Raw genomic sequence first — 21,677 nt, forward strand, 5'->3', positions numbered from 1 at the left:
AACAGGGCACGCGACGCGCCAATACGGCCCGAGGCGTGCTCGAAAATGGGGCGAAAGCACCCAGTTGCGACACAGGCATCGTCACCTGCGGAGACGACCACCCGAGGCGCGCACTGAAACGCCCTCAATCACCACAGCCTATCGGCCGCCCATGGGGAGAACTTGAAGGGAGTCCGGCGGCCTATTTACGCCAGCAGTCGGGTAATCCACTGGACCTGCTGGGCGATGGCTTGCGCCTTCGCCTGCGGCACCCGTTGCCGAGCCTGGTCAAAGCCCGCCAAGGCGGCCTTTTTCAGACGCAACGCGCGCTGCCACTTGGCGAGGAACGCCGGGCTGCGGGCCTGCAGGTGCAAGGGGCCGAAGTACAGCTCCTCAGCGCTATACACCACGGGTTCGGCGCGCTCGGCCATGATGATTTCATAGTAGAAGCGGTTTTCGTGCAGCAGCTCCTCACTGAGGATGCGGTAGCCATTGCTCATCAACCAGTAGCGCAACGGCTGTTCGCCGCCGTTGGGTTGCAGGATCAGACGTTCGCGGCCGCTGAGGTGGGCCTTGCCGCTGTCGAGGATGTCGCGGATCGTCTCGCCGCCCATGCCGCAGACGCTGATCGCGGTGATCGCGTCCGCCGGCTCTATCGCCGCCAACCCATCGGCCAGGCGCACCGTGACGTGCTGCTCCAGGCCATTGTCGCGCACGGTGCGCTGCGCCGCGTGGAACGGCGTGCTCGCCACCTCGCCCGCCACCGCCGCCTCAATCACGCCACGGCGCATCAAGGCCACCGGCAGGTAGGCGTGGTCCGAGCCGATATCGGCCAGCCGCGCGCCCCTCGGCACCTGCGCGGCCACACGCTCCAGGCGCATGGACAAGGTGTGTTCGTTCAACCTGTGTTCCTTTTTATTCGCCGGAAAATCGATCCCGGCTGTTGGTCAGATGCAACACCATCGCCGCCCTTGCGGCATCCGGATCCTGGCGCTTGATCGCGTTGAAGATCGCCTCATGCTCCAGGTTCGCCAGTTGCCCGAGCTTGGCAAAGTCCGCCCCGCCGCGCTCGTCACCCTTCACCTGGGTACGCGGAATCATCGCATTGCCCAGGTGCTGCATGATCTCGGTGAAGAACGTGTTGCCGGTGGCTTCGGCGATCAACTGGTGAAAACGCTTGTCCTCATCCACGCAGCTGTCGTTGTTGGCCAGCGAGGCCTGGTAGTCGTCGAGAGCGGCGCGCATGTGGGCCAGCTGCGCGTCGGACCTGCGCACGGCGGCCAGCGCCACCGCCTGCACTTCCAGGCCCAGGCGCAGCTCGAGCATGTTGCGCACGCTGGCGACGGTGTCCACATGCAGGCGCAAGCCTTGCTGGGCCTGTTGCGCCAGTACAAAGGTGCCGATGCCATGGCGCGTCTCCACCAGCCCCGAGGCTTGCAGCTTGGACAGGGCCTCGCGCACCACGGTACGGCTCACCCCATGCTCGAGCACGATGGTGGATTCGGACGGCAGTTTTTCACCGGGCTTCAACTGCCCAAGCAGGATGCGCTGGGTCAGGGCGTCGAGCACGCCTTGGGCCAGGTTGTTGGAGCGTCTACGGACGGGAGGTCCACTATCAATGGGCATCGTTGCGGGTCCACGGGGTTGGGCTGGAGGGAGCTTAACATCCCGATCGGGCACCAGGCGGGGTTGATTCAAAAGCCAGCCAACTTGTATGACAACTAATCTGATACCTGCCTTACCTCATCATCGTCACCCTGAAGAACTCGCGACAGCCAGCCCTCTTTACCCCACCAAAAACCCCAATAAACATTAAGCAAATAACCAAAATACCCGATAACCGTACGGTCTTATAAGAACAAATCACTCACGACCGCATTGCGAACCTCAGAAACCAACTTGTATGATGTCTATCAACAAAACACGCAAACCCGCATAAAAACAATCAGGGGGAGTTTTGAATTGTGAACAATTCAAGCCATGCATCTGCCGCACCAGAAAGTGATCCGGTCCTCGCGCGCGCCGTGAGTAAAGTGAAGGGCCATGTGCTCCCACTGTTCGTGATCATGTTCATCCTCAACTACATCGACCGGGTCAATATCGGCTTTGTGCGCACGCACATGGAACATGACCTGGGCATCGGCGCTGCCGCCTATGGCTTCGGTGCCGGGCTGTTCTTCATCGGCTACGCGCTCTTTGAAGTGCCCTCCAACATGCTGCTGCAAAAGGTCGGCGCCAGAATCTGGCTGACCCGCATCATGTTCACCTGGGGCATCGTCGCCACGCTGATGGCGTTCATCCAGAACGAAACCCACTTCTACATCCTGCGCTTCCTGCTGGGCGTGGCCGAAGCCGGCTTCTTCCCTGGGGTGATCTACTACTTCACGCGCTGGCTGCCGGGGGTTGAGCGCGGCAAGGCCATTGCGATTTTCCTCAGCGGCTCGGCGGTGGCCTCGCTGATCTCCGGCCCGCTGTCAGGCGCGCTGCTGCAGATCGAAGGGTTCGGCTTCCACGGCTGGCAATGGATGTTCGCCATCGAAGGCCTGGCCTCGGTGGTGATCGGTTTCTTTGTGTGGTTCTGGCTCGATTCCAAGCCCCACGACGCCAAATGGATGACCCGCGAAGAACAGGATGCGCTGGTCAACGCCATCGACCAGGAACAGCGCGAGCGTGAAGCCCTGACCAGCGTCAAGCCGACCCTCGGCAAGCTGCTCAGGGACCGCCAGATCCTGCTGTTCTGCGCCCTGTACTTCTGCATTCAACTGACGATCTACGCGGCGACGTTCTGGCTGCCGAGCATCATCAAGAAGATGGGTGACCTGAGCGATGTGCAGGTGGGTTTCTTCAACTCGATCCCGTGGCTGATCTCGATCATCGCCATGTACGCCTTCGCGACGCTGTCGGGCAAATTCAAGTTCCAGCAGGCCTGGGTGGCGGCTGCGCTGTTGATTGCCGCAGCAGGCATGTTCATGTCCACCACCGGCGGGCCGATCTTCGCGTTCGTGGCGATCTGCTTTGCGGCCATTGGATTCAAGTCGGCGTCTTCGCTGTTCTGGCCCATCCCACAGGGCTACCTGGACGTGCGCATCGCCGCAGCCGTGATTGCCTTGATCAACTCCATCGGCAACCTGGGTGGCTTCGTTGCACCGACCACCTTCGGCTTCCTGGAGCAGACCACCGGCTCGATCCAGGGCGGTCTCTACGGCCTGGCTGGCACCTCGGTGCTCGCCGCAATCCTGGTGTTCTTCGCCAAGACCTCGCCCGCTGCCGCATTGACCTCGCCGGGCGCCGTGCCCACCGGCGCTGCCATCAGCAAATCTCTCTGAGCCTCTTTAGGAATTAGCCATGAATACTCCCGTCATCACCCACTTCCAGGTCATCCCGGTGGCCGGTCACGACAGCATGCTGCTCAACCTCAGCGGCGCCCACGGACCGTTTTTTACCCGCAACATCGTGATTCTCAAGGACAGCAGCGGCAACACCGGCGTCGGTGAAGTCCCCGGCGGCGAACGCATCCGCGAAACCCTGGAAGACGCGCGCAGCCTGGTGATCGGCCAACCCATCGGCCAGTACCAGCGCGTCCTCAACCAGATGCGCAGCACCTTTGCCTCACGGGATTCGGCAGGCCGTGGCCTGCAAACCTTTGACCTGCGCATCACCATCCATGCCGTCACCGCCATGGAAGCCGCCCTGCTCGACCTGCTGGGCCAGTTCCTCGAAGTGCCGGTGGCTGCCCTGCTCGGCGAAGGCCAGCAGCGTGATGCGGTGAAAATGCTCGGCTACCTGTTTTATGTCGGCGACCGCAGCGCCACCGACCTTGCTTACCGCAACGAGGCCGACAGCGATGACGCGTGGTTTCGCCTGCGCCATGAAACCGCCCTGACCAGCGAGGCCGTGGTGCACCTGGCCGAAGCCGCCAACGCCAAATACGGCTTCAACGACTTCAAGCTCAAGGGCGGCGTATTGAGCGGCGATGCAGAGATCGAAGCCGTCACCGCCCTGGCCGAACGCTTCCCCGATGCGCGCATCACCCTCGACCCCAACGGCGCCTGGTCACTGAAAGAAGCCATCCGCCTGTGCCGCGACCAGCACCACGTGCTCGCCTACGCCGAAGACCCGTGCGGCGCCGAAAACGGTTACTCGGGCCGCGAAGTCATGGCCGAATTCCGCCGCGCCACGGGCCTGAAAACCGCCACCAACATGATCGCCACCGACTGGCGCGAAATGGGCCACGCGATCCAACTGCAATCGGTGGACATCCCCTTGGCCGACCCGCACTTCTGGACCCTGCAAGGCTCGGTGCGCGTGGCGCAGATGTGCCATGAGTGGGGCCTGACCTGGGGCTCGCACTCCAACAACCACTTCGATATTTCCCTGGCCATGTTCACCCAAGTGGCCGCCGCCGCCCCGGGCGACATCACCGCCATCGACACCCACTGGATCTGGCAGGACGGCCAACGCCTGACCCGCGAACCGCTGAAAATCGAAGGCGGCTATGTGAAAGTGCCGGCCAAGCCTGGCCTGGGCGTGGACATCGACATGGACGCCGTGGCCAAGGCCCACGAACTGTACAAAGGCATGGGCCTCGGCGCACGGGATGACAGCGTGGCGATGCAGTTCCTGATTCCGGGGTGGCGTTATAACAACAAGCAGCCTTGCCTGGTGCGCTGAAGCGCTGGGTTCCGGGGGCGGCTCGGTCTCCAGAACACCATCAATCCAATGTGAGAGGGGGCTTGCTCCCGATTGCGGTGTGTTTGCCAGCCATGTATCGACTGACACTCCGCCATCGGGGGCAAGCTCCCTCCCACATGGGTCCTCGGTGTTTTACAAGGGTTGTGGTCGCTCGCTAAACCGCGCGTCAGGGTTTACCGGCCAAAGCCCGTTTTACTCTTGCAGTTTTCTTGACTGCCACCGCCGCAATCGGCTGCACAGTCAGTTCCACGCCTAACGCCAGCATCAACTTCTGAATCGTCTCATAGCGCGTTTTAGAACCGCCTTTCAGCGTCTTATATAGGCTCTCGCGATTAACCCCCGCAGACTCCGCCACCTTGTTTACGCCCTGGGCCTTGGCGACCTCGGCAAGCGCTTTCATGAGCACCTGCGGGTCTTGAGATTTCATGCTCTGCGCCAGATAAGCGCTGATGGTTTCCGGGCTATCGAGGAAGCGCGACGCTTCATAGACGCTGGTACCGGAGGTATCAAGATCGAGGATCGGCATGTCCTCTGGTTTAAATTTCGATTCGCTCATTTCATCTACCTCTCAGGGCATCAAGGATCTCTTTTGCCCGTTTGATTCCTCTGTTCTGGTCGGTTTTATCACTGCCCCAGAGCATCAGGTAAGCGGTGATGCCCGTACGCACAAAGTAAATTCTGTAGCCGGGCCCGACAAACACACGCATTTCACTCACCCCATCGCCTACGGGTGCACAATCGCCGAAATTATTTTCCTCGGCTCGGTCTAACCGTGTGAGGACAGCGGTTTTTCCATAAGTATCGCTCATGCCGTCGAGCCATGTATCGAACTCCGGCGTCCTGCCGATCAGATTGGTCACAGAATTTTTTGTAGCCTACTGGCTACTCTTTGTAGATGCCAGTGGATTTTTAGTTCCGCAGAGAACCGGAAGAAAAAATCCTAGTCCAGCACCCGCATACACAACCGGGCGCTTCTGTGAGCGCTTATTTCCCTGGACAATCGATAGAACCACCGAACAGATCGATAGCCATTTTTCGTATTAAAAACGTCTCCCCTCCCCTGAGTTAGGGTGACGTCTCCAGACCACTGGCCCCCAGCGCCTGAACCATTTTCTGCAAGGTCCATAGCATGTCGACTCCCGTTTTGAATATCTGGCGTGCACCGCCCTCCTCGCGTTACGAACACTTGGCCCCGCCGTTTCCCCCACGGGATTTTGCCGCCGGCGCAGTGGCGGGTAGGTGTGGCGAAAGGCTGATGATTCAGGTAGGGCACTTGGCTAGCATCCATACGCCCCGCCGTTTATGATTCTCCTCATTCTAATCTCACGAGCAGGGAAGCATGAGTACAAAACCAACGTTGGAACCCATCAGAGACAACGGATTGGAGCGCTGCATCGTATTTTTACATGGAGTGCTATCGAACAATGAAAAAGGCTGGACGAGTAAAACAGGTGTCTATTGGCCAAAGCTAATATCAAAAGAATCTGAATTTGACTGCTTTGATATTTTTGCCTTCAACTATCCATCCGATATTTGGAGTGGCGATTATAGCATTGACGACGCGGCACAATTGCTCAGGGATGACTTAACAAGCCAGAAGTTTAAGAATCACAAAATTATAGTATTTGTGTGCCACAGCATGGGCGGAATTATCGCACGTAGATGCATTGTCAGAAGTGAAATTGATTTTGAAGGGAAAAGCATCGGCCTATTTCTCGTCGCGTCCCCGTCCCTCGGATCACACTATGCTAATTACATTGCTCCTTTGAGTAAAATAGTGGGACACTCTCAAGGACAGAGCTTAAAAAGTATTGAATCTAATCACTGGCTTCAAAGTCTTGATAGTGATTTCTTCAACGTTAAAGAGCGTACAAAAATAAAAGTCTTCGGCAAAGAACTGATCGAGCACAAACTTCTCGCTTCGAAAAAATGGGTTAGATTCAAACAAGTTGTCACCTACTACAGTGCCAATCGCTATTTTGGTGATCCCTTGAAGATCCCCGAATCCGACCATATCACTATCTCCAAGCCGGAAAGCAAGGATAGTCCGCAGCACAAGGCGCTGTGCAACTTCCTGACCAAAGTCCTGCACCCAGCCTCATTGAACCATAGCGCTGCCCCCTCACCTGAATTACTGGAGGCGCAACAGAAGGTTGCCGCTATTGAATCACTTAATAACCGCATATTGGCGGCGCTGGATTATGAGTTTGGAAAAACTCTAGACAATTTGGTATCCCTTCTACTTCCAGCCCCCCATGACAAAACAGACGCTCAAGCGAAACTACTAAGCAGTATTGGCGATCTGGTAAAACAAGGAAAACTTGACACAACACTCAGCAAACATGCGTATGAAGAAACAAAGTACATAAGACTCAAAATCCAAGCATCATCACCCGATCAATATGCACGTCAACAAATAGACAGCACCACATGGTTCACTCACATCGCTGAAAAACTCGAAAATTGTTCTTACGCGAGAATCTACCTACATTCGTTCGACCACCCTGACGACTTCCAGCCCAAACACAAAGCCCAACTTGAGCGCATAATAAATCTTCTCAAATCCAAAATCAGCGACGGCACAGACCTGAAAATAATATCGTATCGCACCTACAAACAAAAAACTGGAGTGGACTGGCTGAAGCAACAGTTGAGCAACTCCGTAAAAATCGAAGATTCAATTGTCATCAAAAAAACCCAAAGCATTCCAAACACAGCCTCAATGTACGTTTTTGGTGATCGATCAGTGATTTACAACACCAAAAGCTCAGGCGGAGCCTCCTATTACTTACAGCAATTTCAGGACTCTATCGTTCACGAGTCGATGAAGGTAGGAATAGAGCAAATGTTCGAGACAGCGCAATGACCGGTCAAATTATCAACTTCTCAGGTCATCGGCTGAGCACTGAAGCCGAGGCGGTTCTGGCCTTGCACTTTGAAAAAGTAATCGATGGTCAGTGGCCCGAATTTGATTTCAACCTGCCCATCACTGCTCAAATACAAAGTGCCCTCTCTGTGCTTCCAGCCACCTTGGACGGCACTAAGGCCGTGACCATCATCCCACCTGGGCAATCGACGCTAGCTGTTCTGTTGGTGAGCTTCCTTCATGGTTTGCTCGGTCACTTTCCGAGAATATGTTACTTGGAGCTTAGTAGCAGCGGCCTTTACCTACCGCGATTTGAAACGGGTATCAGCGCACAAGAAACCCGCTTGGCGGGACGTCGTTTCAGGTTACAACGGGCGAAATCACTCGGCCTTCCCAACGTTCCCCCTGAACAATGATCGAAATGCGCTCTCCCGCCTTCCGTCAATGACCATACCCTAGTGGGGTTAGAGGGGTCAGGCTTTAGGGAGCCGACCCCGATGACGCCGCCGCTTCAGGAACAACCCCACCCCCAACGCCACCGCAAAGATCGACAGCAACCCCAAGTCAGCCCCCCATGGACGGACCTGGCTCGCCGCCACGCAGCCGACCGCCCCCGCCACCACCAGCAGCACCCCCAGCCACGTGCGAAGCTGGTACGGTTTAACAAACCGATCGAGCAGAAAAAACAGCACCAGGGCCAGGACCAGCTGGGTAATGTCAGACATGTGCTTCTCCCGTCAGGTCTTGATGATCAGTGTCGAGGCGCTGCGTTGCGGGCCGATGCCGCCGTTGACCTGCGCTTCGATGCTGACCAGTACGTCGCCGGCATGATAGGTGGGCAGGATTTCATTGGCATACATGCGCACACCCGCGCCAACAGGAACACCCACGTAAGGGGAAGCCACAGCAGAAGTGGCGCCGGCGAAGGCACTGGCGGCCAGGTTGGCGATCCTGGTGCGCTGGGCATTGAGGGTGTCGCCCTGTTGCCGCGTCAGTGGCTTGGAGATGCCGATCATCATCACGCACGGCAGGCTCTTGGCCAACATCTTGTCGTACACCTCGACGACCTTGCTGTTGACCTCGTAATGGGCACTTTTCGCCTCGCCAAAATGCAGCTCGCGCAGGCGTCCGCGCTCGCTGTCGGTGAGGGTGATCTGCGAAACGTTGAACACGATCCCGTGATTGCCCATGTATTGGAACGCCCCTTCGAACTTCATCGCACGCCTCCTTTCGAGCCAAAGGCGGGGATTCTCTAGAAGGCGGGCAGTGGATTCAAGGCAAAAGAAACGAAATGAGGAAATGGGGGGCAGGCCGACCTCCCCTGTCGCGACCTTTCCCCCGCCGCTACTCACGCTCACGCCCGCTTGGGCAGCTTCCAGTTCGGCCGGATGAAGTGGCAGGTATAGCCGTTGGGTATCCGCTCCAGATAATCCTGATGCTCCGGCTCCGCCTGCCAAAACTCCCTGGCGGGCTCAATTTCCGTGACCACAGGCCCAGGCCACAGGTTGGAGGCATCCACGTCAGCCGCAGTATCTTCGGCAATCTCCCGTTGCTGTTCGCTCAGGTAGTAAATCGCCGAACGATAGCTTGGCCCCAGATCATTGCCCTGCCGGTTCGGCGTGCTCGGGTCATGGATCTGGAAAAAGAACTCAAGGATCTGCCGGTAGGAAATCACCGCCGGGTCGAACACGATCTCAATCGCTTCAGCATGGTTGCCATGGTTGCGGTAGGTGGCATTCGGCACATCGCCACCGGTATAGCCGACGCGCGTCTGCAGCACGCCGGGATAGCGTCGCAACAGGTCCTGCATGCCCCAGAAGCAGCCGCCGGCGAGGATGGCGGTTTCGGTTGGGTTGGTCATGGTCTGTCCTTGCGGTTAATGGAGACAGGGGTAGTTATGGGGCAATGCTGGGCAATACCAAGTTCAATCAAAGAAAAACTGCCCCCCTATCGACTCAAGGTTTATTCCTCGAACGAAACGCCGCGACCTTCATCCGGTTGCCGCAGGTCGCCATGCTGCACCAGCGGCGGCGGTGTGATTTGCTCAGGTCATGGAACAACAGCACACAGTCGTGGGCCTCGCACTGGCGGACGAATTCAAACTTATCGTTCGTGACCAAGCCCACCAGCGACTCAGCCACCGGCCCAAGCAGGCTGGCCGGGCTGCTGTCCCGAGGACGCGTGGCAAGCCGAAATGCCTTCTGCTCCTGCGCCCATTCCAGCCTGCTCACCGGGCGGCCCGCTTCAAGCACCTGGTTGATCACCGCGAGATCGACGGGAACGCCTGTCATTGCCGCATTCACCACCGCCCTTGAACTCGCGCGTAGCGAGCGAGCGAGGGCCAGCAGCCCACTCGGCGCCTTCGGGTCAAGCTGCTCGGGCAACAGCCCCGCTTGGGTCAGCCAGCTCATAACGCTGTGATCATCGACGAAGCAGTCATGGCGCTGATCACTCACCCCGTACTCGGAGTTGATGAAATCGAGGGCAAGGTTGTCAGCCAGAAAAAGTGCGCCTGAAGCAGTGCTGTTCGGATTCATGGGCAGCCTGTAACCAATAAAATATGTTTGACAGGTTACCAAATCCAGACATAACCTTCAAACACAAACTTTAACGGTTACACAGGAAGCCACATCATGACTACGTCCAACGCCATGGCCGCTGCCGGGCTCACCGCCTCCTTGCTGATCAGCGGCGCGGCCCATGCAGACAACACAGTGCATTACCGCTACGAGCAGGTCGGCGACGTAAAGGTGTTCTACCGCGAGGCGGGCGACCCCAGCGCGCCGACCGTGTTGCTGCTGCACGGCTTCGCCGCCTCATCCTTCATGTTCCGCGAACTCATGCCCGAGCTTGCCGACCGTTACCACGTCATCGCGCCGGACCTGCCGGCATTTGGCTTCACCGAAGCCCCGCCGCGCGGCGAATACGCCTACACCTTCAGCCAACTGGCGAAGACCATCGGCCAGTTCACCGAACAGCTCAAACTCGATAAATACGCACTGATGGTCCATGACTACGGCGCCCCCGTAGGCTGGCGCATGGCCGTCGCCCATCCGGAGCGAGTGACCGCGATCATTTCCCAAAACGGCAACGCCTACGAAGAAGGCCTGGGCGCCGGCTGGGCCCCTATCCAACGCTACTGGCACGCCCCGACCCAACAAAACCGTGACGCCCTGCACGACTTCCCAACCCCCGCCTCGATCAAGTGGCAGTACCTGGAAGGCGTGGCCGACAAAAGCTCGGTGTCACCCGATGGCTACACGCTGGAAGGGCTGCAAATATCCCGCCCAGGCAATGCCGACATCCAGCTCGACCTGGTGCTGGACTACGCCTCCAACGTCGCGATGTACCCGGCCTTCCAGTCGTACTTCCGCCAGTACCAGCCACCCCTGCTCGCAGTGTGGGGAAAGAACGACCCGTTCTTCCTGCCGGCCGGCGCCGAGGCGTGGAAGCGCGATATCCCCAAGGCGGATATTCGTTTTTATGACACCGGGCACTTTGCGCTGGAAACCCATGGAAAGGCGATCATTGCGGTTATACGGGCGTTCCTGGACAAGAACCTCCAGTAATCAACGCACCGTATGTAGGAGCGAGCTTGCTCGCGAAAAACGTCAACGATAACGCCGCGACTCTGGTTTCCCGCGGCGCTCCAAGATTCTTCGCGAGCACGCTTGCTCCTACGTTGTTGACATGTCCTACAGCAAGCCGCAGCGCCTTGCTCCATTGCCTACAGTTGCGTCAGAATCCGCCGGCTTGTGCGCTTGAGTGAGCGTCTCTAAGGTGGCCCGGTCGCTGACAACTCAGTGATCGGGTTTAGTAGCCCGTGGTCGAATTTCGCTTAGTGCACAAGCTTCATCCACCAGACTTCCCGTCTGTGCTTGATGGCGGCTGTGCGCAGGGCACCTTCGGGTGCGCCGGCTTTGCGGAATTCCCCGGTCTACTAACCTGCGTACAGCTGCCACCCTTTCGTTTAGTAGCGAAACGGTGTCGGCCCTGACAGGGAAATTCCGTTATGTACAAAGTCACGCCTAACCCTCCGAACGGTCCCGACCTGAAACTGAATCAGGCGGCGCATCGTGCTATTGATCACTACCTCAACGCGGGCGCCGAACCGCCAGGGCCGCCTCCTCCACCTTCGACTACGCTGTTCAGCGTTGCGGACGATGTCAGCAGTGAAGTGCTGATTGCCAATAGCTATGAGACTTTTTCTTCGGTGACTGCGTTGTTGCTGGACCTGTCGGATGAGTTGACGGGGAAGCAGCGGGATGTGGCGTTGGCGATTTACCAGTTGAGTGAATTGGGGGTTTTGTTGGTGGATAAATTGATGGAGCGGGAGGGGGCTGGAGCGGGAAGCTAACCTCCACCCACTAGATAGGTCGCTGAGTCGTTGTGGCCACTTTTACGACGACTCGGCGATTGTCTTGCGGGGTAAATAAATCTGCCCCCTTAATTTACCTTAACTTCCTAAATTTTAATCATCCGATAATGACCATACACCAATGGCGATAATGTCACGTTTCCATAACGTAGCCAGAAAACCAAGCATAGTCAGGAGGGCCTAGCAGAGGGAAAATGGCGAAAATCTGGAATTAATTATCTGGCCTTCCCAAAAAAAGAGCGAGAATTCGATTTGTTAACCAATCCTCCATAGCTTTATTCATTTTTTTTACGTCCAGGCCGAAAACCCAACTTGACACTCCCCAGACAGCGGTAGTTATAAATGTAATAGTTATTGTAGTTGCCGAGAGCTTAAACAATCCAACGAGTTCTGGATCCTCCATAAATTGAGGGAGGACTCCTGCGGGCAGTGATTGAATACTCGCAATTATTAGAAGAATTATAAGCGTGACGCACGTCGGGATTGATATGCAACGCGCTACGAATCGAGAAAACTTTCGAATCCTACTCTCAAGAGCTTTGTGCTGTAAAACTATGTTGTCTTTCTCGGCGCGTGCGGCATCTCCGGCTTCTCGCTCGGAAGCTATTTCTACCAGTGCAAGAGCTCGCAGCCTTTGGATTTCTTCGGCCTGTAGCCGCTCAAGCTCGGCAATGGTTTGTTTGGAGTCAATTAGGTATTTTTGTTTTATTCCGTCTACGATATCAAAAACATCTTCTTCGGAAAAGTCATCTCCAACATCCACAGACACATCTTGCACCATTCGAAGAAGGTCAGAGTCCCAGCGAACTAACACGAAATCCTCTTCAGAAATACCTCCACGTTTCTTGATGGAATCGAGACGATCTAAGAATGCTTCCCAAAACTTGTCATCCGTGTAAAGAAGGCTATAAGCAGTCGCCACAACTTGGTCAGTAGCCAGCTTACTTGTGATGTCAGGATTCTTAAGCCAGAACATTATTGTCATCCATTGTTCAGATACAACAACTGGAATAGGACTGGAGTAGTTATTCTTGCTGAAAAAACCATTAGCAAACTTGGCTAGTCCCGTATTTCTTGTGACGAACACCGAAAAAGTATCGCTAAGTTCCCTAATAAAACGTCCTTCTCGCATGTTATGAATACGTGAGATACAAACAGTATCATGCTCAAGATTTTTATCCTTCTTAAAGTTTTCGGCAATAGCTTGCTCTAGAGCGCCTTCGTCGCACTGGAATCGCTCTTTAGCGGCGAAGCCGATTACCACACTGATCCCTTTACTCTCAATAGTCCGATGAAGGGTTTTTATCTCTGTGTCTAGACGAGCCTCGTCGTAACCTTGGGACCTTAGAAGCTCTAACGTTTTTGTATTAAAACGTCCAAAAACCTTCCTCGATATATCATTTTTCCAAGCTGAAAGAAGACGTTCAATTTCATCCAATGTCTTATCAAAAATGCATACTTTAATTTTTAGCGAAATCAAAAGCTCTACGAATTCTTCATTAGCCTGTTTATTAAGCGCCCCGTTAAAACCTAACAAGCCAATCACGAGCGGGGAGTCTAGATATACCGATATTTTTTCAAAAGTCTTCTTTGTGGTTCGCTTGTCCGCAAAATAAAGGTAGTTCGCAAGCAGCATACCCTTAACACATCTGCCGAAATGCTCCAGCAACGAAGGTTCTTTTTTGTGTATATAGCTAATGAATGATGCAGTAATATGATTTGTGTTCTTGATGCTATTTTCCAGTTCAGCCTTATTGTAAGCTCTATGACTAACAGTTGCTGAAACATTTTCCTCTATGAACTGAAAAATCAGACTCTCCGCTTTAGGCAGGGTTAGATCCTTCTGAAACTTTTCATCTGTAAATTCGACAAAAGCCCTTTTCAAGCTACCAAGTGAGACTTCAAGGTCTTCTTTTTTCTTGGCATATCCATTAGACCACTCATGAATTTTTTCTGCACAAGGTATATAAGCGTGATTCTCTCTGATTAGAATATTTTTATTTTTTGCTCGGGTCATCAATACTCTAACTGCGGAAATTGGCGGGCGAAAGCCAAATAAATCAGCCAACTTCGACTGTATATCTGAAGCTTGAACCGTAGGCATCCCAAGTTCTAGTATTGTTACAGCGACGAATGGTAAAAAAAGATCAATTTCGTCAGTAAATTTTTCAGACTTTAGAGCTTCAAGTAGTGCAAGGTTGATTAGTGGACTTTCCATGTTCTCTTATCTTATCAATACGACCGTGTTTGGCCGATACTTAAGGTTTTATTAGGGAAACTACATAAAAACTTTGAGTAGTCATAAGACCAGCATCATACACCAAAATGCCATCATGAAGAAAAGGTCTTCGACGTCATCTAACATTCGCTGAGATTCATCAGTACGGCTGTTTACCTCTCAGTGACGCTCGATAGGCAAGCTAATCCTTTCAGGGCGACGGCACCTTAACTAAAAGTGCCGAGGATTTTCATGAGCAGCTTCTCTTCGAGGAAAAATGCCGTCTCAGCACTGCGGTGCGTCCGCTTTATGGAAAACAGGGTCAGACCACAATTGAATTAATGGTGGTCTGACCCTAATTATCCCTAAGTACTGCTGAGGATTAAGCTGAATTTTTCTGCATAAACGTTCGTGAAAGGTGACAGATCTATTAATCAAATAAATCCGTCTCCTTTTTTCGCTGGACACGTCTATTGCTGACCGAGAATATCACTAATCTCTCTAAGACAAACCTTAGGCATTTTCAAACTTGAAATATTTACTTTAGCAAGAAGAAGTAAATAGTCTTCAATCTCGACAGCATCCCCCCAATTAATAGCACTTTTTAACCGCAAGGCCGTGAACCGTGAGAAACCAAGTGACATTAAGCTTAACTCAACAGGAGAACATGAACCAAACTCGAGAAACGTATGGTAGGCTGCTTGCTTAGCATCGTCCTGACTAAAACCTTTCTGAAGCAGGCAATATTTAATTACATCTTCAAAAGCACTAAAGTATTTTACAAGCTTAAACCTAACTTCCGTCTCAATTAGCTTTAAGAGCGCCCTTATTACTACGGACACACTTGCCGATTCATCTTCTCTTTTTACATAATTAACACGATCTTTTATAAGAGCAGATATAGCCGCTCCCGTTGCCCACTGATGGGCTATATAAACGACAGCGTTCCTGAACCTCTGATTTTCAGCCCAGCCAAAAACATCAGATATGATATTTATTGCGTTATTCATTCTTTCATAACCTCCCTTCATAAAAGGGTTTATCAAAGAAAACTCTTCTGTGTAAACTGCGCTAAAAAGCTTGTCGTATAGATTTTGCAGGTGGTCTGGTCTCAAACTGCTATGTGAATCCAATAACTCTCGAGGCAGAGTGATAGATATATTACGCAAGCTCTCTAAATTCTTTGCTAAAGTTTCAGCATTTTCTTTAGTTTCATATTTTAAAACTACCTTTTCTTCTCCTTCACTTTGTATTTCTTGATAAAGACGACTAAAACCCGCTTCAGCAAGACTTTTAAACTCCTCACTAACACCACCTGAAAGTAGCTGTTCAATAATTTTACCGCCATCGTCCATTAATTTGGACATAGACGATTTAACTTCTTGCAGCTTTTCACCAGTGTAAGACTGCTCACTCCACTCACTTGGCCTTATGCACCAAATATTTCCATGGAACTCCTGTAAAAGTCTTCCTGCTCTACCTGACAAATTGAGAAAATCCGACCTCGACATCGGACTGTTCCCACTATAGGGATTTTCTATTACTATGTGCTTTGCAGGTAGATTAACACCCTGCAGGAGAGTACTAGTACAACATAGAAAATTTATTTCAGCCGACTTAAAAAGGTCTTCAACACCTGATCTAACGATTGAAGGCATATCACCGTAGTGCACAGCAACACCATATTCAAGCGTCCTAGCCAAAGGATACTCTTCATGAATTTCAGATCGTATAAAATTAATAAAGTCCCTTACTTCATCTGTTGCAATAAAGCCTCTATTTATAGCGATTAACTCTTCCGCAACAGCCTCTGCTTCCCCGGGACCGTTAGCAAAAATAATAGTAGATTCGTTTCTTTGGGTTATTTCACTAGCAAAACTTGCTCGCTGAAAAGATTTAGACCCTCTAAATTTAAAACTAATCGGTGTCACGCCCAAATCAATAACTTTATCTGCAACTAACAAAGACACACTAATTTTCGTTGGCTGACTCCTGACCTCAGATATTAGTAACAGATTTTGAGAAACGGGAGAAACCGTCTCAGTAAAAAAAGATCCCTCACCTTGCCGCCCGAACAGACTCAGAAAATAACCAGGATTACTTATTAGAGGACTTGCAAATAAAACTGAAGCACCATGATGCAGGCTAAGCGCAAGATCAATGGCACTCTGCAGAATTACGCCTCTGTTACCCTTCTGAATCTCATGAGCCTCATCAACAAATAATGAAGTTATTTTCGCCTTATTATTTTCCGGTTTTAGAAGACTTAGCAATCGCTCTGGAGTCAGAACATAAATCACACTTTTTAACTGAGCACTATCTTTTGTAGGAAATGGAGCAGTTCTTACTATTGTGCCAGCTATCTGTCTAATCTTTATGGTTTTTCTTATTCGAGCGGAAACCTCGGAAATCAGTGCTCTAGTAGGCACTATATAAACTATATTATGTTCTTTCCCAGCCCCTAGCCGTCTCACCAAATCGAGATTCAGTATAAATGATTTCCCTGCTGAAGTTGGTGCTGAAATACTAAGAGACTTCTGCTTTTCCAGATCCATATAAAATCTATGTTGAAAGTCAGTTAATTTTACGCCTTCTTCGGTCGTATTTTCGATTTCCCTGGCGAGCCTTTCCAGAGAGAGAATTAGCGCTGGTGAAAAATTCTCAAGAGCTCTAAAACGGCTCCTTAGAAGATCTCGACCAGGAAAATTTCCTATTCTTGAAAGAATAATATCTGCCGCCTGAGCTATATTTTCTTCATAATCTGATTCGCACTCTATTAACCGACTTATAATTTCATACGCAAGAGACAATTCATCCGAGACATCAGATATAGATAATATCGAAGCAATACCTATAAGCCTTTTGGACTCAGCTAAAGATATTTTCTTTGGCTCATTACGGGCCGGGAGCAAATGCAGAGTGCTATAGGCAAAAAGCTTATTAATATCTTCTTGAAAATCTTCTACATTAATATCCATATTAATCTAAGGCTTCGTTAAATTCATTTCGAAAGTTTTGCACTGAGGGAAAAGGAATAAAAAACACTTCTAGGCAAAGGTGCTTTCTAGAAAACCCTTCCAGCTTCTTATCAAGTTGCGCCGCTATAAACGACGTTGCTTCTTTGAGCTTCTCTTTAAACTCTTGAGCGAGCTCTCTGCTACTCTTATTACTTTTGTTATCATACTCATCCCAATTATAACCTATTAGACAAGCGTGATTGACTCGCGCACCCGGCCCAGGCTCGCCAAGTTTTATATGCTCAGTAACGGCCTTTTGCACTTCCGAATCAGCATACTTAAAATGCTTAGTTATCATTGTAAATTCGTGCTTGTATATCTCATCAACATGAAACGCTTCAATACTCTTTAAGGCTGACGCAATTGCATCATCTATTTTTTGGTATAACTTAGCCTCACCAAAATAAAAATCTACGATTTCATCTTTTTCATTCCATCTTGCATGTATGCCGTCCGATCCATTAGCCTCAAGCTTTCTGTTAGTTTTAAGCTCCATTTTAGAAACAATTTGTGGAGCTTGGATTATTGCCTCCATAAGGAAGAATAGCAGAGCTTCTCCGGCCTCTCCGGTTTTATCTGGACTATCGTCGGTAATATCCGGGTGCCGAAAGAGCTTGCGTGCTTCTTTTATGAGCTGCGCTGACTCTTTCGCAGTAATAGCTGAGGGTCTATTTTTAGCGGCAATACAATAGTGGATTATATATTGATACAGTAGCTCCGCTAAGGCCTTTGACATAGGCCGCCCGTTGCCATCAAACTTTAAATGATGAAACCTCAAATTTGTCTTTAAGCTTTTAGTTACCTGGGTATGCTCGACAGAATCCAGGCACTGCTTATAATCTTCCAAATCAACAGCAATAAAATTATTTATATCCTTTAGCTTAACCATTCCTTGTCTCTCATAAGGAAATCATATTGACTACTATTTAATTCCCATTAATTAAAAAATCAAATCGGCTAAAAATCGAAACAGCAAAACCAGATTATCACTCCAGAATGGTGCCATAGTGACATCATTCTTTATCTCAAGTAAATCCCGTTTTCTGTTAGTCCGCCAGCCATTTGTCAGCAAATGCGTGAGTGTAGGAGTCGACCAAGAGCGATCTTTTGTGGATCTTTATCACCGCTCGCCCGAAAGCAAAGCTCACGTTCAAGTACATCGACAAAACTCATCGAATCGTTGAGGCGTTCTTCTGAATGCAAATGACATATTTGATGTCATGGTCCGACTCTTCCCACCCGCGTCCATCCGTCACATCCCCCTCCAGCCCCCACCCAACCTGCCGATAACCCTACTAACCACATGCCTACCCCCGCATCCCCACCCGACCGAGCCCACCCTATGAACCCACTCTCCCTCCTGAAAAAATCCCGGCCCGCTCGCCAAGGCACCACCACCCTCACCAGCACCGCCAACAACCTGGACGCCGCACTCACGGCCCTGCGTATCACCCCCACCCTGATCACCGGTTTCATCTCCCCCACCTGGACATCGACGCCATCGCCGCCAAGCTCAAGCGCCGTTTCCCCCAGTCCACCCTCAGCCTGTGCACCACCTCCGGCGAGCTCTGCAATGCGCCCGGTTCGCTGTATTGCGCCACCGGTGAGCGCTGGGACCGGGTTGTGTTGCAGTTGTTCGACGACAGTCTGATCGCCTCGGCCGAGGTGGTGATGGTGCCGTTGGAGTGTGAGGACATTCGCGGTGGCGGTAAGCGGTTGGGGATGCAGGAGCGGATTGCCAAATTGGTGGCGAATATCAAGCGGGTGCAGGTGCGTACGTCGATCGATCATCGCGATACCTTGGCGTATGTGGTGTTCGATGGGTTGTCGGCGTCGGAGTCGTTTTTTATGGAGGCGCTGTATGAGTCGGGGCGGTTTCCGTGTTTGTTCGTAGGGGGATCGGCCGGGGGTAAGTCGGATTTCCAGAAGACGATGATTCATGACGGCCAACGCAGTTATCAGAACCATGCGCAGATTGTGTTCCTGAAGACGGCGGCCCATGTGCGGTTTGGGGTGTTCAAGAGCCAGAATTTCAAGGCGGCGGATTTGACCTTCAGTGTGCTGACGGCGTCGGTGGAGGACCGCACCATTGACCAGGTGATCGACAGCAGCGGCAATATCAAGAGCATGGTGCAGGCGCTGTGTGATGCGTTCAGTTGCGCGCCCCAGGCGTTGGAGTCGAAGCTGGCGGATTATTCGTTTGCGATTCGGGTGGGCAGTGAGTTGTTTGTGCGGTCTATCGCGCGCATCGATTATGAGCAGCAGATCGTGCAGTTGTTTTGCGACGTGGCGCCGGGCGAGGAGTTGGTGATGGTGCGGCGTACGCCGTTGCGGGAGGCGACGCGCCTGGACTATGAGCAGTTCCTGCGCGGCAAGGGTGGCCAGCCGGTGGCGGGGATTTTGAATGACTGCATTCTGCGCCGGCTGAACAACGGCGCCGAGCTGGGCAGCATGGCCGGCATTTTTGGGGATGTGCCGTTGGCGGGGTTTTCGACCTTCGGGGAGATTCTGGGCCTGAACCTGAACCAGACGCTGACGGCGATTTTCTTCTTTCGGGTGGCCAAGGGTGCGAGTTTCAGTGATGAGTACGTGGACAATTTCATCGCCCATTACGGCGAGTTCAAGGCGTTTTTCCTACGGCGTCAGGTGAAGAAGCTGGCGGGGTTGAACCATGTGGTGGTCAAGCAGATTACCGCGTTCAAGAACAATGACTTCACCGACACCCTGAATACCCGAGGCCTGGACCGCAATATCCTGCCAGTCTTCGAGGGCCTGGCCGACTTGGGCCTGGTGTTGGCCCAGGCCGAGCGTCAGCAGGAGGACATCGCTTCGCAGCTCAAGCATTACTCCGGCGAGTTGCACGCCTCGATGGATGAACTGGTGGGCACGATTGGCCAGCAGAACAGCGTGTTTGCCCAGGCCGGGGCCACGGTGGAGGGGCTGTCGAGCCAGGCGGATGTCGCGGTGCAGGGGGCGCGCACGCTGGCGGGGTCGAGTTTGCGTATCCAGTCGATTGTGCAGGTGATCCAGCAGATCGCCGGGCAGACCAACCTGCTGGCACTCAATGCCGCGATTGAAGCGGCGCGCGCGGGCGACCTGGGCCGGGGCTTTGCGGTGGTGGCGGACGAGGTGCGCAAGCTGGCGGAAATCACGCGCAAGAATGCGGCGGAAATTGGTGTGGATATCGACTTGTTGTCGAGTGAGATCCAGCGGGTGGCCCAGCAGATTGAAGACCAGTCCACCGGGGTGGGTGCGCTGCGGGAGATGCTGGATGTGCTGGAGGCGTCGAGCCGAGCAACGGAGGGTACGGCGCAACGGACCAAGACCATTGCGGATACGTTGACGGGGTTGACCCATGGGTAGGCGCTAACGGCAGGTAAAAAATGGCGCGGGGCTCATGGCACTGAACGGGGGATTCAGTGCATGATGCGTCGCTCATATCAAGGACGATAACAACCGTGAAAAACGCCCTCGCCGCCCTGCTATTGCTGTGCCTGACCGCTCCCGCCCTCGCCGCCGAAAACCCCGTCGGCTTCAAGACCGTCACCCTGCCCGATGCACAAGACAAGCGTCCACTTGAGCTGGTCGTCTGGTACCCCGCTACCACCACCGCCAAACCCACCCTGATCGCCGACAACGCGGTGTTCATCGGTGCCCTCGCCGTACCCGACGCGCCGCCGGCTGCCGGTGAGCATCCGCTGGTGGTGCTCTCCCACGGTTATGGCGGCAACTGGGGCAAGCAGGTTTGGCTGGCGAGTGCGCTGGCGCATCAGGGCTACATCGTGGCGGCGGTCAACCACCCCGGCACCACCACCAAAGACCGTAACCCGCAAACCGCCGCGCAGTTATGGCAACGTCCGGCCGACCTGAGCCGCGTGATCGACGCGGTGTTGGCTCAGCCGAAGCTATTTGGCGCGGTCGCGAAAGGCCAGATCGCCGCCGTGGGCCATTCCCTGGGCGGCTGGACCGTGCTGGAAATCGCCGGGGCGCGCTTCGACCCCGAGCTGTTCAGCCGCGACTGTAGCGTTTACCCCAAGCTCGGCGGTTGCATCGGCTACCAGGAGATGAACCCCGCCGGCACGCCAGAAGGTAAAGCGCGCTTGGCCGCTGATTTGAGCGACAAGCGCGTCACCGCCATCGTGTCCCTGGACCTGGGCCTGTCCCGCGGCTTCACCGACGCCAGCCTGGCTGCATTGCCGGTACCGGCGCTGGTGATTGCGGGGGGCGTGCCATCGGAGGATATGGACCCGCAGCTGGAGTCCGCCGACATGGTCAAGCGGCTGCCTGAAGCAATGACGAAGTACGTGGAGATCGCCGATGCTACGCACTTCAGCTTTATGTCGATCTGCAAGCCGGGGGGCATGGCGCTGATTGAGGAGGGTTCGCCAGGCGACGGCATGATTTGCCGCGATGGTGAGGGGGCCCGGCCGAGGGCGGTGATTCAGCAGCAGGTGGTGGGGCTGATCAGTGAGTTTTTACGCCGATCGTTTCGACAGTAAAGCAGGCATCGACCTTAGAGCACGTGTC

General features: G+C 53.3%; 19 protein-coding genes. 8 read left to right on the forward strand and 11 right to left on the reverse strand.

Annotated elements, in window-relative coordinates; translation table 11 throughout:
- Window positions 1–185 precede the first annotated feature (185 nt).
- Together NIBR502773_RS05790 and NIBR502773_RS05795 are read right to left on the reverse strand one after the other, a co-directional pair.
- Window positions 186–881, reverse strand: coding sequence for a tRNA (adenine(22)-N(1))-methyltransferase TrmK (locus tag NIBR502773_RS05790; protein WP_115486881.1), 696 nt, complete (start codon window positions 879–881; stop codon window positions 186–188).
- Between the two features lie 13 nt (window positions 882–894).
- On the reverse strand, window positions 895–1,605 hold the full coding sequence (locus NIBR502773_RS05795; RefSeq protein WP_115486880.1) for a FadR/GntR family transcriptional regulator: 711 nt from the start codon (window positions 1,603–1,605) through the stop codon (window positions 895–897).
- A 338-nt stretch (window positions 1,606–1,943) separates the two neighbouring features.
- Here NIBR502773_RS05795 and NIBR502773_RS05800 point away from each other — a divergent pair, with 338 nt between their 5' ends.
- Both NIBR502773_RS05800 and gudD read left to right on the forward strand, forming a co-directional pair.
- Window positions 1,944–3,305 carry an MFS transporter gene (locus tag NIBR502773_RS05800; RefSeq protein WP_115486879.1) on the forward strand — a complete coding sequence of 454 codons (1,362 nt, stop codon included), beginning with the start codon at window positions 1,944–1,946 and terminating at the stop codon, window positions 3,303–3,305.
- Between the two features lie 19 nt (window positions 3,306–3,324).
- Window positions 3,325–4,650: a glucarate dehydratase gene (gudD, locus tag NIBR502773_RS05805; RefSeq protein WP_141155612.1), complete on the forward strand. Its 1,326-nt coding sequence runs from the start codon at window positions 3,325–3,327 to the stop codon at window positions 4,648–4,650.
- Window positions 4,651–4,837: 187 nt separating this feature from the next.
- On the opposite strand, the gene NIBR502773_RS05810 is transcribed toward gudD, so the two are convergent.
- Window positions 4,838–5,227, reverse strand: coding sequence for an addiction module antidote protein (locus NIBR502773_RS05810; protein WP_141155613.1), 390 nt, complete (start codon window positions 5,225–5,227; stop codon window positions 4,838–4,840).
- A 1-nt stretch (window position 5,228) separates the two neighbouring features.
- A complete protein-coding gene (locus tag NIBR502773_RS05815; RefSeq protein WP_115486878.1) occupies window positions 5,229–5,531 on the reverse strand; it encodes a type II toxin-antitoxin system RelE/ParE family toxin in 303 nt (100 codons plus the stop codon).
- Window positions 5,532–6,010: 479 nt separating this feature from the next.
- On the opposite strand from NIBR502773_RS05815, the gene NIBR502773_RS05820 reads away from it, so the two are divergent.
- Both NIBR502773_RS05820 and csx15 read left to right on the forward strand, forming a co-directional pair.
- Entirely contained in the window at window positions 6,011–7,537 is a 1,527-nt protein-coding gene (locus tag NIBR502773_RS05820) for a triacylglycerol lipase (protein WP_141155614.1), read from the forward strand.
- Complete coding sequence (gene csx15 / locus NIBR502773_RS05825; protein WP_141155615.1) at window positions 7,534–7,953, forward strand: CRISPR-associated protein Csx15; 420 nt, start codon at window positions 7,534–7,536, stop codon at window positions 7,951–7,953. Before NIBR502773_RS05820 ends, csx15 begins: the two co-directional genes overlap by 4 nt.
- A 57-nt stretch (window positions 7,954–8,010) precedes the next feature.
- Here the strand turns inward: csx15 and NIBR502773_RS05830 are convergent, their stop codons facing one another.
- The 4 genes from NIBR502773_RS05830 to NIBR502773_RS05845 form a co-directional block, all read right to left on the reverse strand.
- Complete coding sequence (locus NIBR502773_RS05830) at window positions 8,011–8,262, reverse strand: hypothetical protein (RefSeq protein WP_141155616.1); 252 nt, start codon at window positions 8,260–8,262, stop codon at window positions 8,011–8,013.
- Window positions 8,263–8,274: 12 nt separating this feature from the next.
- Window positions 8,275–8,754 carry a hypothetical protein gene (locus NIBR502773_RS05835; protein ID WP_141155617.1) on the reverse strand — a complete coding sequence of 160 codons (480 nt, stop codon included), beginning with the start codon at window positions 8,752–8,754 and terminating at the stop codon, window positions 8,275–8,277.
- 137 nt (window positions 8,755–8,891) lie between these two features.
- Window positions 8,892–9,398, reverse strand: a complete 507-nt coding sequence (gene msrA / locus NIBR502773_RS05840) for a peptide-methionine (S)-S-oxide reductase MsrA (RefSeq protein ID WP_027604018.1) — start codon at window positions 9,396–9,398, stop codon at window positions 8,892–8,894.
- A gap of 94 nt (window positions 9,399–9,492) precedes the next feature.
- Window positions 9,493–10,074: an ABATE domain-containing protein gene (locus NIBR502773_RS05845; RefSeq protein WP_141155618.1), complete on the reverse strand. Its 582-nt coding sequence runs from the start codon at window positions 10,072–10,074 to the stop codon at window positions 9,493–9,495.
- A 96-nt stretch (window positions 10,075–10,170) separates the two neighbouring features.
- Here NIBR502773_RS05845 and NIBR502773_RS05850 point away from each other — a divergent pair, with 96 nt between their 5' ends.
- Window positions 10,171–11,106 carry an alpha/beta fold hydrolase gene (locus NIBR502773_RS05850; RefSeq protein WP_141155619.1) on the forward strand — a complete coding sequence of 312 codons (936 nt, stop codon included), beginning with the start codon at window positions 10,171–10,173 and terminating at the stop codon, window positions 11,104–11,106.
- Between the two features lie 443 nt (window positions 11,107–11,549).
- Window positions 11,550–11,894, forward strand: a complete 345-nt coding sequence (locus tag NIBR502773_RS05860; RefSeq protein WP_141155620.1) for a DUF6124 family protein — start codon at window positions 11,550–11,552, stop codon at window positions 11,892–11,894.
- Window positions 11,895–12,126: 232 nt separating this feature from the next.
- Here NIBR502773_RS05860 and NIBR502773_RS05865 read toward each other — a convergent pair whose 3' ends face one another.
- The 3 genes from NIBR502773_RS05865 to NIBR502773_RS05875 form a co-directional block, all read right to left on the reverse strand.
- The gene (locus NIBR502773_RS05865; RefSeq protein ID WP_141155621.1) at window positions 12,127–14,133 is read right to left on the reverse strand and encodes a hypothetical protein; all 2,007 of its coding nucleotides are present in this window, start codon (window positions 14,131–14,133) and stop codon (window positions 12,127–12,129) included.
- A gap of 470 nt (window positions 14,134–14,603) precedes the next feature.
- Complete coding sequence (locus NIBR502773_RS05870) at window positions 14,604–17,111, reverse strand: DEAD/DEAH box helicase (RefSeq protein ID WP_141155622.1); 2,508 nt, start codon at window positions 17,109–17,111, stop codon at window positions 14,604–14,606.
- 1 nt (window position 17,112) lies between these two features.
- Window positions 17,113–18,039, reverse strand: coding sequence for a DUF1837 domain-containing protein (locus NIBR502773_RS05875; RefSeq protein ID WP_141155623.1), 927 nt, complete (start codon window positions 18,037–18,039; stop codon window positions 17,113–17,115).
- 611 nt (window positions 18,040–18,650) lie between these two features.
- On the opposite strand from NIBR502773_RS05875, the gene NIBR502773_RS05880 reads away from it, so the two are divergent.
- Entirely contained in the window at window positions 18,651–20,513 is a 1,863-nt protein-coding gene (locus NIBR502773_RS05880) for a methyl-accepting chemotaxis protein (RefSeq protein ID WP_257228283.1), read from the forward strand.
- Window positions 20,514–20,608: 95 nt separating this feature from the next.
- Window positions 20,609–21,649 carry an alpha/beta fold hydrolase gene (locus NIBR502773_RS05885; RefSeq protein WP_141155624.1) on the forward strand — a complete coding sequence of 347 codons (1,041 nt, stop codon included), beginning with the start codon at window positions 20,609–20,611 and terminating at the stop codon, window positions 21,647–21,649.
- Window positions 21,650–21,677 lie beyond the last annotated feature (28 nt).

Origin of the sequence: Pseudomonas sp. NIBRBAC000502773, assembly GCF_006517195.1 — a bacterium.
Lineage (GTDB): Bacteria > Pseudomonadota > Gammaproteobacteria > Pseudomonadales > Pseudomonadaceae > Aquipseudomonas > Aquipseudomonas marginalis.

What these genes read in the sequence shown, in the direction of transcription:
- NIBR502773_RS05795 (WP_115486880.1), bottom strand. Translation starts at nt 1,605, where the DNA reads ATGCCCATTGATAGTGGACCTCCCGTCCGTAGACGCTCCAACAACCTG.
- gudD (WP_141155612.1), top strand. Translation starts at nt 3,325, where the DNA reads ATGAATACTCCCGTCATCACCCACTTCCAGGTCATCCCGGTGGCCGGT.
- NIBR502773_RS05810 (WP_141155613.1), bottom strand. Translation starts at nt 5,227, where the DNA reads ATGAGCGAATCGAAATTTAAACCAGAGGACATGCCGATCCTCGATCTT.
- NIBR502773_RS05820 (WP_141155614.1), top strand. Translation starts at nt 6,011, where the DNA reads ATGAGTACAAAACCAACGTTGGAACCCATCAGAGACAACGGATTGGAG.
- csx15 (WP_141155615.1), top strand. Translation starts at nt 7,534, where the DNA reads ATGACCGGTCAAATTATCAACTTCTCAGGTCATCGGCTGAGCACTGAA.
- NIBR502773_RS05830 (WP_141155616.1), bottom strand. Translation starts at nt 8,262, where the DNA reads ATGTCTGACATTACCCAGCTGGTCCTGGCCCTGGTGCTGTTTTTTCTG.
- NIBR502773_RS05835 (WP_141155617.1), bottom strand. Translation starts at nt 8,754, where the DNA reads ATGAAGTTCGAAGGGGCGTTCCAATACATGGGCAATCACGGGATCGTG.
- msrA (WP_027604018.1), bottom strand. Translation starts at nt 9,398, where the DNA reads ATGACCAACCCAACCGAAACCGCCATCCTCGCCGGCGGCTGCTTCTGG.
- NIBR502773_RS05845 (WP_141155618.1), bottom strand. Translation starts at nt 10,074, where the DNA reads ATGAATCCGAACAGCACTGCTTCAGGCGCACTTTTTCTGGCTGACAAC.
- NIBR502773_RS05850 (WP_141155619.1), top strand. Translation starts at nt 10,171, where the DNA reads ATGACTACGTCCAACGCCATGGCCGCTGCCGGGCTCACCGCCTCCTTG.
- NIBR502773_RS05860 (WP_141155620.1), top strand. Translation starts at nt 11,550, where the DNA reads ATGTACAAAGTCACGCCTAACCCTCCGAACGGTCCCGACCTGAAACTG.
- NIBR502773_RS05865 (WP_141155621.1), bottom strand. Translation starts at nt 14,133, where the DNA reads ATGGAAAGTCCACTAATCAACCTTGCACTACTTGAAGCTCTAAAGTCT.
- NIBR502773_RS05870 (WP_141155622.1), bottom strand. Translation starts at nt 17,111, where the DNA reads ATGGATATTAATGTAGAAGATTTTCAAGAAGATATTAATAAGCTTTTT.
- NIBR502773_RS05875 (WP_141155623.1), bottom strand. Translation starts at nt 18,039, where the DNA reads ATGGTTAAGCTAAAGGATATAAATAATTTTATTGCTGTTGATTTGGAA.